Below are 15,540 nucleotides of genomic sequence, written 5' to 3'. Positions count from 1 at the left end.
CGGGCAGCAGGCGGTCAATCGGCGTTTCCGGTCTTGGCTTCGCCACGCAGCCAGAAGGCGCGCTGTGAGGCGAACCGGTCTTGGGCGAGGTGATCCTTGAGCGCCGGCAGCAGCGCGTGCAACTCGTCCTTCAGCGTGAAGGGCGGGTTGACGATGATGAGACCGGAGCCCGTCAACCCGGTAACGCCGCGGTCGCTGCGCACGCTGAGTTCAGCGCACAGCATCTTCGGAATTTGGGTCACCTGCAGCGCCTCGTGAAATTCCTTGATGGGGGCGCCCCTCTTCAGCGGATACCAGAGGCAATAGGTGCCGCCCGGAAACCGCCGGTAGGCCTTCGCCAGGCCGTCGACCAGACGCTCGTATTCGCCGTCCTCCTCGAACGGCGGATCGACAAGCACGATGCCGCGCTTTTCCTTCGGCGGCAGATGCGCGCCGAGCGCCAGCCAGCCGTCGAGCTCGGTAATGCGGGCTTGGTGATCGCCTTCGAACAGCCGGTGAAGGCGGATATAGTCCTCCGGATGCAGTTCCATTGCCGAAAGCCTGTCCTGTGGGCGAAAGAGCATGCGCGAAAGCTTCGGCGAACCGGGGTAATAGCGCACACCGCCATCCGGGTTGAGTTCCCGGACTGCGGAAAGATAGGGCTCGAGCAGTCCGGCCACCTGCGGCGTAAGTTCGGCCTCCATGATCCTGCCGATGCCGTCCTGCCACTCGCCGGTCTTTTGCGCCTCTTCCGAGGAGAGGTCGTAAAGCCCGACGCCGGCATGGGTGTCGAGCACTCGGAAAGCGCCGTCCTTTTTCTGCAGATAGCGGATGAGACGTGCCAGAACGGCGTGCTTCAGCACATCGGCAAAATTGCCCGCGTGATAGATGTGGCGGTAGTTCATTTTCGCTGATGCCTGTTATGAATTCATGTCATAGCCGTCTTTTCCGGCTTTTGGCGGATGACGGCTTGGAATATAGAAAAGCCATGAACATTGCGACCCCCATTCACGCCAAATCCGCCGATCCCGGCAAGAAGATAGGGCACACCGCCTGTCCGCACGACTGTCCCTCCACCTGCGCGCTGGAAGTGGAGATCACACAGGACGGCCGCATCGGCCGTGTGCGCGGTGCCAACGACCACACCTATACGTCCGGCGTCATCTGCGCCAAGGTCGCGCGCTATGCCGAACGCCTCTACCATCCGGACCGGCTGATGCACCCTCTGCGCCGCATCGGCACGAAAGGCGAGGGACGCTGGCAGCAGATTTCCTGGGACGAGGCTCTGGACGAGATCGCCGAAGCCTTCCTGAAGGCCGAAGGGAAGGATGGCAGCGAGGCAGTCTGGCCTTACTACTATGCCGGCACCATGGGCTGGGTTCAGCGCGACAGCATCGAGCGCTTGCGCCACGCCAAACGCTATTCCGGCTTCTTCTCGTCGATCTGTACCAACCCGGCCTGGACCGGCTTCACGATGGCGACGGGCACGCTCCGCGGCCCCGATCCGCGCGAGATGGGCCGCACCGATTGCGTCGTCATCTGGGGTACGAACGCGGTCGCGACGCAGGTCAATGTGATGACGCATGCGATTAAGTCGCGCAAGGAACGCGGCGCGAAGATCGTCGTCGTCGATATCTACGACAATCCGACGATGAAGCAGGCCGACATGGCGCTGATCGTCAAGCCTGGCACCGATGCGGCGCTCGCCTGCGCCGTCATGCACATCGCCTTCCGCGACGGCTACGCCGACCGGGCCTACATGGCAAAATATGCCGACGATCCGGGAGGTCTTGAAGCGCACCTCAAGACGAAGACGCCGGCGTGGGCAGCCGCGATCACCGGTCTCTCGGTGGATGAGATCGAAACCTTCGCACAGCTCGTCGGCACGACGAAGAAAACCTATTTCCGCCTCGGCTACGGTTTCACCCGCCAGCGCAACGGCGCGGTCGCCATGCATGCCGCAGCCTCGATCGCCACCGTGCTCGGCTCCTGGCAGTATGAGGGCGGCGGCGCCTTCCATTCGAACAGTGACATCTTCCGCATGAACAACGCGGAGCTGACCGGCAAAGCGATGAAGGATCCGGATATCCGTATGCTCGACCAGTCGCAGATCGGCCGCGTGCTGACGGGCGATGCCGCTTCACTCCGCCATCGCGGACCGGTCACCGCCATGCTGATTCAGAACACCAATCCGGTGAACATCGCGCCTGAGCAACGCCTGGTGAAGGGCGGCTTTGCGCGGGACGATCTCTTCGTGGCCGTACACGAGCAGTTCATGACCGAGACGGCGGAAATGGCCGATATCGTCATTCCCGCCACGATGTTCGTCGAGCATGACGACATCTACCGCGCCGGCGGGCAGAACCATATCCTGCTCGGTCCGAAACTTGTCGAACCGCCGCCGACGGTGCGCACCAACCTTTTCGTCATCGAGGAGCTTGCAAAGCGCCTCGGCGTTGCGGATCGGCCAGGCTTCGGCTTTAGCGCCCGGGAAATGGTTGACCGGATTCTCGAAACAAGCGGCCTGCCGGACTACGACCACTTCCTCGAGCATAAATGGTTCGACCGCCAGCCTGACTTCGAAGACGCGCATTTCCTCAATGGTTTCGCGCATCCGGACGGCAAGTTCCGCTTTCGGCCGGATTGGGCGAACCAGCCGGCGCCTAACCGTCCACCGGAATCCGTCGGCCTGCTAGGCCCGCATCCCGAGCTGCCGGCTTTTCCCGATCAGGTTGATGTCATCGAAGTGGCCGATGCCGAACATCCCTTCCGGCTGGCAACCTCGCCCGCGCGCAACTTCCTGAATTCCAGCTTTTCCGAAACAAAGACGTCGCGGCAGAAGGAGGGGCGTCCAGAACTGATGATCAATCCGCAGGATGCCAAGATAAACGGCATTGCCCACGGCGATCTCGTCCAGATCGGAAACCGGCGCGGCGAGGTGCGCCTGCACGCCCACGTCACGACCGAGGTCAAGCCGGGCGTTCTGATCGCCGAAGGCTTGTGGCCAAACAAGGCGCATGTCGACGGCGAGGGTATCAATGTGCTCACCGGCGCAGACCCCGTCGCGCCCTATGGCGGTGCGGCGGTCCACGACAACAAAGTCTGGCTGCGCAAGGATGCCGCATGACGAAGTTCGCGAAGGCAAGCGCTAAGGTCGTCGAGGAAACGACGCTTGCGGAAGGCTGGACGCGGCTGAGCGTTTATAAGCTCGATTACACGGACTCAAACGGCCTTACCCATCGCCTACATCGCGAGGTCTACCACCGCACGCCTGCCGCGACGATCCTGCTCTACGATCCGCAACGCGGCTCCGTCGTCCTCGTCAAACAGTTCCGCCTGCCGCCCGATCTTCGGGGCGAGCCCGCCTTCATGATCGAAACGCCGGCCGGTCTTCTCGACGGCGAGGAGCCGGAAGCAGCTATTCGCCGCGAGGCGATGGAAGAGACGGGCTTCCGCGTCCGCGACGTCCGGTTTCTCTTCAAGGCCTACAGCTCGCCGGGTTCGAACAGCGAAGTCGTGCATTTCTTCGCCGCGCCGATCGATACGTCCGACCGCGTCTCGAACGGCGGTGGCTTGGACGAAGAGCATGAGGATATCGAAGTGCTGGACGTGCCGCTGGACACGGCAACCGCCATGATCGAAAGCGGCGATATCCGCGACATGAAGACGATCATCCTGCTTCAATGGGCGGCGATGAATGGGGATAGCTTGATCTAATCGGCATTTTCTCCCAGGACCGTTGATTTTTCGGTCGTCGACCGGTTGGATCGATGAACCTCACCTGATACGCGTTTCCACAGTACGAGATTGATTGCCGTTTCCGCACGATGGGCAAAGGACGGCACGAGCAGGCCGGCATATTTTTCATGCAGCTCAGCAAGTATTGTGAAAGTGCTTTGTGTTGATTGTCGCAGCAGGACCAAGGTTCATCCTTGTCACGAGTCCCGCCTAAGCGCTGCAGTTTATCAAATCATCGAATGCCGTCAGGAGAGTGCCCATGTGGCTCAGCAATTTCACGCTCGTTCTTCCCGAAGAGGTCGTAAGCCGGGGCGCAATCCGGCTCGAGGACGGGGCGATTGCGGAGATACGGCCGGAGCCGGTCGGCAATGCCGCAATCGACGGCGGCGGGCGGTTGCTGATGCCGGGTTTCGTCGATCTGCATGGCGACATGATCGAGCGCGAGATCGCGCCGCGCCCGAACGCCATGATGCCGATTGATTTCGGCATCCATGAACTCGACAAGAAACTCGCGGCCGCCGGCGTGACGACGGCCTTTGCGGCGATTTCCTTTGCGACCGAGAGCGTCTACGGCCATGTCCGCTCACTTGAAACAACCGGTGCGATCATCGAGGGGATCAACCGGCTCAAGCACGATCTGCTGATCGACCATCGCATCCACGCGCGCTATGAGATCACCAATCTGGGTGCCGCGCCCGCGCTCGAAAAGCTGCTTGAGGCCGGTCATATCGACATGGTGTCGCTGACCGACCATACACCGGGGCAGGGGCAGTATAACAACATCCAGAGCTACATATTGAGCATCGCCGAGCGCCGGGCGATCTCCGAGGAAATGGCAGCGGAAATGGTCGCCAAGCGCATTGCCATGCGCAACAATCCGGAGATCGAGGCAAAGCTGAAGGAGATTGTCGCCCTGTCGCTCAAGTGGAAGCTGTCGCTTGCTTCCCACGATGACGATAGTGCTGAAAAAGTCACCGAAATGCATGATCTCGGTGTGACGATCAGCGAGTTTCCGGTGACGCTACCAGCTGCCGTGGAGGCCCGTCGCCGCGGGCTCTGGACGCTTATGGGCGCGCCGAATGCGCTTCGCGGCCAGTCAATGTCCGGCAATCTGAGTGCGCTCGATGCCGCCAAGGCCGGGCTACTGACGGTGATCGCTGCCGATTATCACCCGGCAGCTTTCGTGCCCGGCATCTTCAAGATCGCCGAGTACACCGCAATGCCGGCTGCGGTCGCCATGGCGACCAGGAATGCCGCCCGTTCCGCAGGTCTGACGGACCGCGGTGAGATCGCCGTTGGTCAGCGCGCCGATCTGGTCGTCGTCGAGCCGGGCGATGTGCACCGCATCCGCGCCACCTTCTGCGGCGGACGCTTCGTCTACAGCGACGGCACCTTGCATCAGCTACGGGCGCTCGTTGCCTGATGGATCAGGCGATCAGGGAAATGATGTGATTGGCATTGGGGCGGGCGGATATCTCTGCGCCAACCGCCCTGCCGCCTTCCATCCGCACCTTACCTTCTGCAAAGAGCCGCAGCGCTTGCGGATAGAGCTGATGCTCGACCGTGAGGACACGCGCGGCGAGCGTCTCGGCGGTATCGCCGGACAGAACCGGTACGGCGGCCTGTCCGATCACCGGCCCCTCATCCATGCCTTCGGTCACGAAATGCACCGTGCACCCTGCGATTCGCATGCCGGCATCGATGGCGCGCTGATGCGTGTGGAGGCCCGGGAAGAGCGGTAGAAGGGAGGGGTGGATGTTGATCATCCGGCCCTCGTAACGTTGGATGAATCTCGCGCTCAGAAGCCGCATATAGCCCGCAAGGCAGAGAATATCCGGCGAGAGCCGGTCGAGCGCTTCAAAGATCGTCGCCTCGTGGGCTTCCTTACTGGCAAAATCCTTGCGCACGAAAGCGAACGTGGAAATGCCTTCCGCGGCGGCTTTCGCAAGACCGCCCGCATCCGCCTTGTCGGAAATCACGCCGACGATTTCAGCGGGAAAGTCCGGAGCTTTCGCTGCCGCGACGAGCGCCATCAGGTTGGAGCCGCCGCCGGAAATGAAGACGACGACGCGTTTGCGCGGCATGGTCATAGAGCAAGCGTGCCCTTGTAAACCGTTCCCGGCGCACCTTCTGCGCGGGCGATTATCCGCCCGAGCGTGATGATCTTCTCGCCCTCCGATTCCAGGACGGCGGTCACCGCAACGGCATTTTCAGCCGAGACGACGGCGATCATGCCGACGCCGCAGTTGAAGGTGCGCAGCATTTCCTTCGCCTCGACGCCGCCGGTCTTGGCAAGCCAGGAGAAGACCGGTGGAACCTTGACCGCGGCAAGATCGATCTCGGCGGCAAGATGCTTCGGCAGGACGCGCGGGATATTTTCGGGGAAGCCGCCGCCGGTGATGTGCGCCAGCGCCTTGACGGCGCTGGTTTCGCGGATCGCCTTCAGAAGCGGCTTCACATAGATGCGGGTCGGCGTCAGCAGCGCTTCGCCGAGAGCCGCGCCTTCAGCGAAAGGCGCCGGCGCCTCCCAGCCGAGCCCCGAAAGCTCAACGATCTTGCGCACCAGTGAAAAGCCGTTCGAGTGAACACCGGAGGAGGCGAGGCCGAGGATGATATCGCCTTCGGCAATATCGCCTGCGGGGAGAAGCTGGCCGCGCTCGGCGGCACCGACGGCAAAGCCTGCAAGATCGTAATCGCCGGAAGAATACATGCCCGGCATTTCCGCCGTCTCGCCGCCGATCAATGCACAGCCTGCCTCGCGGCAGCCGGCAGCAATGCCGCCGACGATCGCCGCACCCTGATCCGGATCGAGCTTGCCGGTCGCGAAATAGTCGAGGAAGAAGAGCGGCTCAGCACCTTGCACGACAAGGTCGTTGACGCACATGGCAACGAGGTCGATGCCGACCGTTTCGTGATAATCCGCGTCGATGGCGATCTTCAGCTTGGTGCCGACGCCGTCATTGGCGGCGACGAGAACAGGATCGGTGAAGCCGGCAGCCTTGAGATCGAACAGGCCGCCGAAGCCTCCTATTTCGCCATCGGCGCCAGGGCGCCTCGTGGAGCGTACGGCAGGCTTGATCTTCTCAACCAGAAGATTTCCGGCATCGATATCGACGCCTGCGTCGCTATAGGTCAGGCCGTTTCTTCCAGACTGGCTCATGCTGATCTCCGATGGCTGGTTCGGGCGGTATAATGGACCGCGTCACATGCGGGTCGCAATTGCATGAGAGTGCGCTTTATGCAAGGCGGCGATGGAGAAAAGCCCCAATTTCCCGCTCTTTCCATAGGGGAGGGTTGGATTTTCCGCCGCAGGGTTGACCATCTTCCGGCCTGCATCCTATGTGCTTCGAGTAGCGGCGCGAAAAGATTGCGTCACGGGCAGACGAACGGGGAAAGCGATGCCACATCAGGTCAGCGGAGCAAGTCTCAAACGGCAGGTCTTCTTCTGGCTGGGCGTGCTCGTCTTCTTCATCGTCTTTCTCTATGTCTTTAGCTCCATCCTGCTGCCCTTTGTCGCCGGCATGGCGATCGCCTATTTCCTCGATCCCGTGGCCGACCGTTTGCAGCGTCTGGGGCTCAGCCGCCTGATGGCAACAATCGGCATCCTGGTCGCCTTCGTCATCACCTTCGCGCTGGCGCTGATGATCCTCATTCCGGTCTTGATCAATCAGTTCAACGATTTCGCCCAGCGGCTCCCTGGATATATCAGCCAGCTGCAGGCCTTCATCGTCAATGTGCAGGATTCCCTGCTGCCGGGCTGGATCAAGAACCAGCTCGGCACGATCAAGGACAATTTCACCGGCATATTGTCGGAAGGCATGGGCTTCCTGACCGGCCTCTTTGGCCAGATATGGAATTCCGGCAAGGCCATCGTCGACGTCATCTCGCTGCTGGTCGTGACGCCGGTCGTTGCTTTTTACATCCTACTCGACTGGGACCGCATGATTTCCAAGGTCGATCAGTGGATTCCGCGCGATTATGTCAGCGACGTTCGCCAGATCGCTCATGAGATCGATCAGGCGATCGCCGGCTTCATTCGCGGGCAGGGCTCTCTCTGCCTGATCCTCGGAATCTTCTACGCCGTCTGTCTGTCGCTCGTCGGCTTGAACTTCGGCCTGCTCATCGGCCTCTTTGCCGGCATGATAAGCTTCATCCCCTATGTCGGCTCGCTGGTCGGGCTGGTCCTTGCGGTCGGCGTGGCGCTCGTTCAGTTCTGGCCGGGTTATCTCTGGGTCGGCGCCGTGGTCGTTGTCTTCTTCAGTGGCCAGTTCCTGGAAGGCAATATCCTGCAGCCGAAACTCGTCGGCCACAGCGTCGGACTTCACCCGGTCTGGCTGATGTTCGCGCTCTTCGCGTTCGGCGCGCTCTTCGGCTTCGTCGGCCTGCTCGTAGCCGTGCCGGCCGCTGCCGCCGTCGGCGTCCTTGTCCGCTTTGCGCTCTCGCGCTACCTTCAGAGCGATCTTTATGCGGGCGGTTCGCAACCTGCCGACGCCCGGAAGACAAAAGCCGATTCCAAATGAACGACGTGAAGCGCAAGGCGGGGGAACAGCTCCCGCTGGTCTTTTCCCATGATGCGGCAAGCGGCCGAGACGACCTGTTGGTCTCCGACCGGCTGAGCGCTGCGGTGACCATCATCGACGCCTGGCCGCAATGGCCGTCGCCGGTCGTCATTCTGGCCGGGCCGGTCGGATCCGGAAAGTCGCATCTTGCAAGCATCTGGAAAGAGCATAGCGGTGCCGTCAGCATCCATCCTAAGCGGGGATCGGATGCCGCCCTCACTGCGGCAAACGGTCCTGTCCTTTTCGAGGATGTCGACCGCCTCGGCTTCGATGACACCGAACTCTTTCACGTCATCAACAGCGTGCGCGAAAACGGCAACAGCCTGTTGATGACGAGCCGCCTGTGGCCGATGTCGTGGCCGGTTGAGCTTCCGGACCTGCGCTCGCGGCTCAAGGCTGCGACCGTCGTCGAAATCGGCGAGCCGGACGAGGAATTGCTGTCGCAGGTTATCGTCAAGCTTTTCTCTGACCGGCAGCTTAATATAGATGACAAGCTTGTCCTTTATGTCGTGAACCGGATGGAGCGGTCGCTGAACGCGGCCCAGACGATCGTCGAAAGGCTCGACCGGCTGGCCCTTGCGCGGGGCACGAAAATCACCCGGTCTCTCGCTGCCGAAGTGTTGAATGAATTGGGTAATCCGGCGTCTTCCGATTGACTGTCACAGTTCCGTCGTGAAACTGATATACTGCGCAGGGACGAGTGAAACGGGGTGATCGGAACATGGACAGTGCGGTAGTAGAGCATCAGGAACCGGTTCCGGAAACAGCGGCAACCGTCCCGCCGCTGGAAGACCTGCTCGCTAGTCCCGAACGTTTCATCAACCGTGAATTTTCCTGGCTGCAGTTCAACCGTCGCGTTCTCGAGGAAACGCTGAACACTGAGCACCCACTGCTCGAGCGCGTCCGGTTCCTGTCGATTTCAGCGGCCAATCTCGACGAATTCTTCATGGTGCGCGTCGCTGGCCTCGAAGGCCAGGTACGCCAGAACATCGTGGTTCGCACGCCCGACGGGAAGACGCCCGCCGAACAGCTCGACGCAATCCTGCAGGAGATCGACAATCTGCAGATGGAGCAGCAGGCCTCGTTCGCCGTCCTGCAGCAGTATCTCGCGAAGGAAGACATTCTGTTCGTCCGTCCCGGCGCTCTCAGCGACGCCGACCGGCAGTGGCTGGCGGCAGAGTTCGAGCAGGCGATCTTTCCGGTTCTGACGCCGCTGTCGATCGACCCGGCTCACCCGTTCCCGTTCATCCCGAACCTCGGTTTCTCGATCGGCCTGCAGCTTACCAGCAAGCACGGGCGCGAGCCGATGACGGCGCTGCTTCGCCTGCCGCCTGCGCTCGATCGCTTCGTGCGCTTGCCCGATGACGCCGGTACGATCCGCTATATCACGCTAGAGGACGTCGCGAACATCTTCATTCACCGGCTGTATCCCGGTTACGAGGTGCAGGGCTCCGGTACATTCCGCCTCATCCGCGACAGCGATATCGAAGTGGAGGAAGAAGCCGAAGACCTCGTGCGCTTCTTTGAAACCGCGCTGAAGCGCCGCCGCCGCGGCAAGGTGATCCGCATCGAGACGGATTCGGAGATGCCGGCATCGCTCCGCCAGTTCGTGGTGCAGGCTTTGAATGTTCCAGACAATCGTGTCGCCGTTTTGCCGGGCCTGCTCGCGCTCAATACGGTCTCTGAGATCACCAAGGCGCCGCGCGACGACCTTCGGTTTCAGCCCTATAATGCGCGATTTCCCGAACGCGTTCGCGAGCATGCCGGAGACTGCTTCGCGGCCATTCGCGAAAAGGACATGGTGGTTCATCACCCCTACGAGTCTTTCGACGTGGTGGTCCAGTTTCTTCTCCAGGCTGCGCGCGATCCTGACGTTCTGGCCATAAAGCAGACCCTTTACCGCACCTCGAACGACAGCCCGATCGTCCGCGCTCTCATCGATGCTGCCGAAGCCGGTAAGTCGGTGACTGCCCTCGTCGAGCTCAAGGCCCGTTTCGACGAAGAGGCGAATATCCGTTGGGCACGAGACCTCGAACGCGCCGGCGTGCAGGTCGTCTTCGGCTTCATCGAACTCAAGACACACGCAAAGATGTCGTTGGTCGTTCGCCGCGAGGAAGGCAGACTCCGCAGCTACTGCCACCTCGGCACCGGCAACTACCATCCGGTCACCGCGAAGATCTATACCGACCTCTCGTTCTTCACCTGCAATCAAGTGATCGCCCATGACATGGCGAACATCTTCAACTTCATCACCGGCTACGGCGAGCCGGAGGAGAGCATGAAGCTCGCCGTCTCGCCTTACACGCTGCGCTCGCGCATCCTCCGTCACATCGACGAGGAGATCAAACATGCCAAGAACGGTGCGCCGGCAGCGATCTGGATGAAGATGAACTCGCTCGTCGATCCGGAAATTATCGACGCGCTCTATACGGCAAGTCGGGCAGGCGTTGAAATCGACCTGGTCATTCGCGGTATTTGCTGCCTGCGCCCGCAGGTGCCGGGCCTCTCCGACAATATTCGCGTCAAGTCGATCGTCGGCCGATTCCTGGAGCACAGCCGCATCTTCTGCTTCGGCAATGGACACGGCCTGCCGTCCGACAAGGCGCTCGTCTATATCGGCTCCGCCGACATGATGCCCAGAAACCTCGACCGCCGCGTCGAGACGCTCGTCCCCCTCATCAATCCGACTGTGCACGAGCAGGTTTTGTCCCAGATCATGCTAGGCAATATCATTGACAATCAGCAGAGCTACGAGATATTGCCCGACGGCACGTCTCGGCGCATGGAAGTGCGCAAAGGCGAAGAGCCGTTCAATGCGCAGCAGTATTTCATGACCAATCCCAGCCTTTCCGGCCGTGGTGAAGCCCTGAAATCCAGTGCGCCCAAGCTGATTGCCGGCCTGCTTTCCGGCTGGACCAAGAGATAAAACTGGACCTGCATGGTTGAATCAGAAGCCCAGGGGCGCCTACCAGGGATTGCCCCGGTCTCCGTCGTCGATATCGGGTCGAATTCGATCCGAGTGGTCATCTACGAAGGCATGTCCCGGTCGCCGGCGATCCTTTTCAACGAAAAGGTGCTCTGCGGCCTCGGTAAGGGCATCGCGCTGAACGGTAAGATGGATGAGGAAAGCGTCGCCCGCGCGCTGGCTGCTCTACATCGGTTCAAGGCCCTTTCCGACCAGGCCCGCGCGGCGACGATGTATGTGCTGGCGACGGCTGCCGCGCGCGAAGCCTCCAACGGGCCTGATTTCATCCACCAGGCCGAAACGATCCTCCGGCGCAAGATTCGCGTGCTTTCCGGCGAGGAGGAGGCGAAGTTTTCCGCGCTCGGTATCGTCAGCGGCTTCTTCCATCCGGACGGCATCGCGGGCGACCTCGGCGGCGGCTCGCTGGAACTCATCGACATCAAGGAGCGCGAGATCGGCAGGGGAATCACCCTGCCGCTCGGGGGACTTCGCCTTTCGGAATATGCCGGCGGTTCCCTCGCGAGAGCCCGCACTTTCGCTCGCAAGCATGTCCGAAGCGCCACGAAAATCCTGGAAAAGGGGGCCGGGCGGACCTTCTACGCAGTTGGTGGCACCTGGCGTAACATCGCCAAGCTGCACATGGAACTTACCCAATATCCGCTTCACATGATGCAGGGCTACGAGGTTTCTCTCGAAGGGATGATGCAGTTCCTCGATCAGGTGGAAGTAGCCAGAGATTCCAAGGATCCGGCCTTCCAGGCGGTGTCGAAGCATCGCCGTGCGCTGCTGCCCTTCGGCGCCGTTGCCATGAAGGAAGTGTTGAGCGCCATGAATCCCGGCGTCATTTCCTTCTCGGCGCAGGGCGTCCGCGAAGGCTATCTCTACTCGCTGCTGTCGGAGGGCGAGCGCCGCGCCGATCCGCTGCTTTCGGCGGCCGGCGAGCTTGCCATCCTGCGCGCGCGTTCCCCTGAACATGCGCGCGAGCTTGCCGCATGGACCGGCTACATGATGCCGTATTTCGGCGTTGTGGAAACGGAAGAGGAAGCGCGCTACCGCCAGGCGGCCTGTCTGCTCGCCGACATCAGCTGGCGCGCGCATCCGGACTACCGCGGCCTGCAGGCGCTGAACCTGATTGCCCATTCATCCTTCGTCGGCATCAGCCATCCCGGCCGGGCCTTCATCGCGCTCGCCAATTACTACCGCTTCGAAGGCCTGAATGACGACGGCTCGACGGCACCGCTTGCCACGATCGCCGGCCCGCAATATGTCGAGCGCGCCAAGCTGCTCGGCGGCTTGCTGCGCGTCGTCTATCTCTTCTCGGCCTCCATGCCGGGCCTGGTCAAGAACCTGACATTCCGCAAGTCCACCAATCCAAGCATCGACCTCGAATTCGTCGTGCCATCGGAATATCGCGACTTCGCCGGAGAACGCCTCGACGGCCGCCTGCAGCAGCTCTCGCGGCTGACGAATAGACGGCTAGCGTTCAAGTTCGAGTAGGGGCATTCGTGGATTTGTTCTGCGGTGAAGCGCTACTGGACGCCCGTGCGCTGGTCATAAGAATTCACGGCGCGTCTGCGCCGTGAATGACTCTCCCTCAAATCAAAATGAGTCTCCCGCGCCTCAAGGTCCTGGGCGCACCTCATTTCTGTGACAGGCTCGGGAATGAGGTGGGGGAACGAGGAAACGGTCTGCCCGAGCAACGCCTCATCCGCAGTCAGCCGCAAGGGGAAGATAGCGCTCACGCGCTACCCTCTCCATCCTAAAGAGCGTCTTTGTCTATTTCGCACTCAAAAGCTCACCAACTTCCAGCAGGCTGAACTCGTTGTCATCTGCCTTGTCGACGGCGCGGCCGGCGGAGAAGGGGAGGTTGTTGTCGTTGCCGACGATGATGTGCGTGGCATCGACGCGGTCGACATTCTCGATCGTCACGAAGGGCATGTCGTAGAAGCCTTCGCGGCCGCCCTGTTTCTTCTTGTTGTCCGGGTCTTCGATATGCATCAGGTCGATGTAGCCGATCTTGCGCACCGCCTTGCCGGCGTTGGCATCGTCTAGCTCGATTTTGTAGATGCGCTTGAACTCCGCCGGAGCTTGGAAGCAGTCCGGCTTGGGCTCCTTGGGATCGGCACAGACCTTGTCCTTCGTACCGGCCCCATTGTCGCGCTCGATGACGAGGGCGGTCGTGTCGTCAAGCATGTTGAAGTCGCCGATCGCGGCACCCTTGTCCTCGAATGGATAGAACCAGCTGCGGCCCGTCCATTTCTTGGAGGCGACGTCGAACTCGATGAGGCGGATGGCGGTGTGGCCGTCAACGGATTCCATCTTGCCGTCATCCTGGTAGAGCGCACCTTCCAGAAGGCCGTAAAGCTTGGTTCCGTCCTTCGCCATGGCAAGGCCTTCGAAGCCGCCGGAGCGCTTCAGATTGAAGGCAGGCATCTTGGCGGCCGGATTTGCCGGAACCGAGAGCAGCGGGTTGTCGGGCGACATCACCAGCTTGCCATCGGCCGTGGTGGCGATCACGTCGGTCAACCGGCCTTCGGTATCGACTTTCAAAAGATAGGGACCGAACTCATCGCCGAGCCAGAAGCCATCTGCGACCGGCTGGATGGATTCGATGTCGAAATCCCCGCCGGTCAGATAGCGTTTCTCGGCACCTTCGAGCGTAATCGGGAAGGGCGCGATCTTGTTCGGATCGGAGAGAAAGATGTTCTTGACGACGTCGGCCCTGCCGTTCGTCCAGTCGAGTTTCATCTGGTGCAGGAAGAGCATCGCGTCGCTAGAGTTGCCCTTGGAGCCGAAACCGTTGTCGGAGAGCGTCCAGAACGTGCCGTCTTCCATCGTCTTGATGCCGGAAAAGCCTTGGACAGGCTGGCCGTCGAGCGGCAGCTTGATGTCGGTGACGCGCTGTCCGTCCTTGCCGGGAACGGAGCCGAGCGCTTCGATGCGCTTGCGATCCGGAGTGGTGAACTTGCCGGCGTGCTTCAGGAATTCGGGCGCGTCGGAAGGTGCCGGAACCAGCGTGTTGGCAGGCAGGATCGCCTGGCCGGCGAGCTTGGCCGGAAAAGCCCGCTGATCGGCGGAAGCGGAGGTGGCGATGAGGAAGACGAGGGAGACGGAACTGAAAAGCGCAGCTTTCATGGAAACCTCCAGTAAATGAAATGGCGGTTTCGCTTAGCAGTCCATTGATGGCGCCTAATTGAAGGTTGAATGAAGCTTTGGTGACGCTGCCGATGTGGGCAGGGCTTGTGCCAGCGTCATGACGCCCAGTCCCTGGCCGCGGCCCTTGAGTGCATGAACACCCAGGTCCTGCGCGCTGATCCTTTCAGGCAGCGTCAGGCGTTGGGCAAGCTCGCTTGAGATCAGCACCGGTCGGTTCAGCGTCTTGCAAAGGGACTCAAGCCTTGAAGTTGTATTCACGGTGTCGCCGAAATAGGTGATCTTGTGGTGATCGACGCCGATTTCCGCTGTGATGACGAAGCCGCCATGAAGTGCTGCGCGCAGGCGGGGCACCTGCCCGTATTGCTTCAGCCAGCTTTCCGCATCGGCTTCGATGTCGTTCAGGATGTCGAAGATGCAGCGCACGCAGCGGCCATCCTTCAGCCCGCGCGCGAGCGGCCAGGTTATGATCGCGGAATCGCCGACGTAATCATCAATCGCCCCTTTGTTCCGCCGCACCGGTTCGGCAAAAGCGGCAAACAGCGAGTTCAGTAATTGCTGCGCTCGAAGATCTCCGTGCTTTTCGGCAAAAGGGGTCGAATCGACGAGGTCGATAAAGAGGAAGATGCGCTCCTCCTGGACGGGGGTCCGGTAGCGGCCCGAAAACATGCTAAGAAAAACGTCGCGGCCGAGCAGTTCGCGCACGCGCAGCACGAAGATGATGACGGCGCAGACCCCAAGCGCATACATGAAGACGTTGAACGGCATCACCAGGATGTTCAAGAGCGACTGAGGCTTGGTCAGCCCGACCGCCGACAGCAGCGATGCGGCCAGCGCATAGCCGATGTTCATGAGGGCTTCATAAATCAGCAAAGCTGAAATGATAAACGCCGCCGTCGGAAGTTTCTGGAGCCGCCGGTAGAGCGGGCGCAGGAAGGCTCTCCGCTCGAAGGCCAAAATCGGCATGCCGATAAAGACTGCAAAGACCGCGCCGATGACGACCGGTTCGTCGGGATAGACCACCAGGCCATAGGCTACGCCGCTTGCAGCCATCACGGCCGTTAACAGAAGCCAGTTCTGCGCCGGAGAAATCTCTTTCATGACATCTGCCCTGTGTTGGCACCCGCGCGCATTTTTCCACGCAAG

At 61.1% G+C, this 15,540-nt stretch carries 12 protein-coding genes; 7 read left to right on the top strand and 5 right to left on the bottom strand.

What is annotated here, in order from left to right; genetic code table 11:
* Nucleotides 1-14: 14 nt before the first annotated feature.
* Entirely contained in the window at nt 15-884 is an 870-nt protein-coding gene (locus BLP23_RS00885; protein ID WP_092583146.1) for a 23S rRNA (adenine(2030)-N(6))-methyltransferase RlmJ, read from the bottom strand.
* Nucleotides 885-967: 83 nt separating this feature from the next.
* On the opposite strand from BLP23_RS00885, the gene BLP23_RS00880 reads away from it, so the two are divergent.
* From BLP23_RS00880 to BLP23_RS00865, 3 genes are all read left to right on the top strand, one after another.
* Nucleotides 968-3,106 carry a molybdopterin-containing oxidoreductase family protein gene (locus BLP23_RS00880; protein ID WP_092583145.1) on the top strand — a complete coding sequence of 713 codons (2,139 nt, stop codon included), beginning with the start codon at nt 968-970 and terminating at the stop codon, nt 3,104-3,106.
* Nucleotides 3,103-3,696, top strand: a complete 594-nt coding sequence (locus BLP23_RS00875; RefSeq protein WP_092583144.1) for an NUDIX domain-containing protein — start codon at nt 3,103-3,105, stop codon at nt 3,694-3,696. The genes BLP23_RS00880 and BLP23_RS00875 overlap by 4 nt, the downstream gene beginning before the upstream one ends.
* 280 nt (nt 3,697-3,976) lie before the next feature.
* Nucleotides 3,977-5,140: an alpha-D-ribose 1-methylphosphonate 5-triphosphate diphosphatase gene (locus BLP23_RS00865; protein WP_092583142.1), complete on the top strand. Its 1,164-nt coding sequence runs from the start codon at nt 3,977-3,979 to the stop codon at nt 5,138-5,140.
* Between the two features lie 4 nt (nt 5,141-5,144).
* Here BLP23_RS00865 and purN read toward each other — a convergent pair whose 3' ends face one another.
* The gene (gene purN / locus BLP23_RS00860; RefSeq protein WP_092583141.1) at nt 5,145-5,807 is read right to left on the bottom strand and encodes a phosphoribosylglycinamide formyltransferase; all 663 of its coding nucleotides are present in this window, start codon (nt 5,805-5,807) and stop codon (nt 5,145-5,147) included.
* Complete coding sequence (gene purM / locus BLP23_RS00855) at nt 5,804-6,877, bottom strand: phosphoribosylformylglycinamidine cyclo-ligase (protein ID WP_092583140.1); 1,074 nt, start codon at nt 6,875-6,877, stop codon at nt 5,804-5,806. The genes purN and purM overlap by 4 nt, the downstream gene beginning before the upstream one ends.
* A 238-nt stretch (nt 6,878-7,115) precedes the next feature.
* Here purM and BLP23_RS00850 point away from each other — a divergent pair, with 238 nt between their 5' ends.
* The 4 genes from BLP23_RS00850 to ppx all read left to right on the top strand — a co-directional run bounded on the left by BLP23_RS00850 (nt 7,116) and on the right by ppx (nt 12,738).
* Complete coding sequence (locus BLP23_RS00850) at nt 7,116-8,237, top strand: AI-2E family transporter (RefSeq protein ID WP_092583139.1); 1,122 nt, start codon at nt 7,116-7,118, stop codon at nt 8,235-8,237.
* Nucleotides 8,234-8,932, top strand: coding sequence for a DnaA regulatory inactivator HdaA (gene hdaA, locus BLP23_RS00845; RefSeq protein ID WP_092583138.1), 699 nt, complete (start codon nt 8,234-8,236; stop codon nt 8,930-8,932). Before BLP23_RS00850 ends, hdaA begins: the two co-directional genes overlap by 4 nt.
* A gap of 65 nt (nt 8,933-8,997) precedes the next feature.
* Nucleotides 8,998-11,202, top strand: coding sequence for an RNA degradosome polyphosphate kinase (locus tag BLP23_RS00840; RefSeq protein WP_092583137.1), 2,205 nt, complete (start codon nt 8,998-9,000; stop codon nt 11,200-11,202).
* A 12-nt stretch (nt 11,203-11,214) separates the two neighbouring features.
* Nucleotides 11,215-12,738: an exopolyphosphatase gene (gene ppx, locus BLP23_RS00835; RefSeq protein ID WP_092583136.1), complete on the top strand. Its 1,524-nt coding sequence runs from the start codon at nt 11,215-11,217 to the stop codon at nt 12,736-12,738.
* Nucleotides 12,739-13,017: 279 nt separating this feature from the next.
* Here ppx and BLP23_RS00825 read toward each other — a convergent pair whose 3' ends face one another.
* Both BLP23_RS00825 and BLP23_RS00820 read right to left on the bottom strand, forming a co-directional pair.
* Nucleotides 13,018-14,376, bottom strand: coding sequence for an esterase-like activity of phytase family protein (locus BLP23_RS00825; RefSeq protein ID WP_092583134.1), 1,359 nt, complete (start codon nt 14,374-14,376; stop codon nt 13,018-13,020).
* 54 nt (nt 14,377-14,430) lie between these two features.
* Nucleotides 14,431-15,495, bottom strand: a complete 1,065-nt coding sequence (locus tag BLP23_RS00820) for an adenylate/guanylate cyclase domain-containing protein (RefSeq protein ID WP_092583133.1) — start codon at nt 15,493-15,495, stop codon at nt 14,431-14,433.
* Nucleotides 15,496-15,540: the final 45 nt, after the last annotated feature.

Origin of the sequence: Rhizobium mongolense subsp. loessense (assembly GCF_900099775.1) — a bacterium.
GTDB lineage: Bacteria > Pseudomonadota > Alphaproteobacteria > Rhizobiales > Rhizobiaceae > Rhizobium > Rhizobium loessense.
This window is presented reverse-complemented; position numbering and strand designations above follow the sequence as displayed.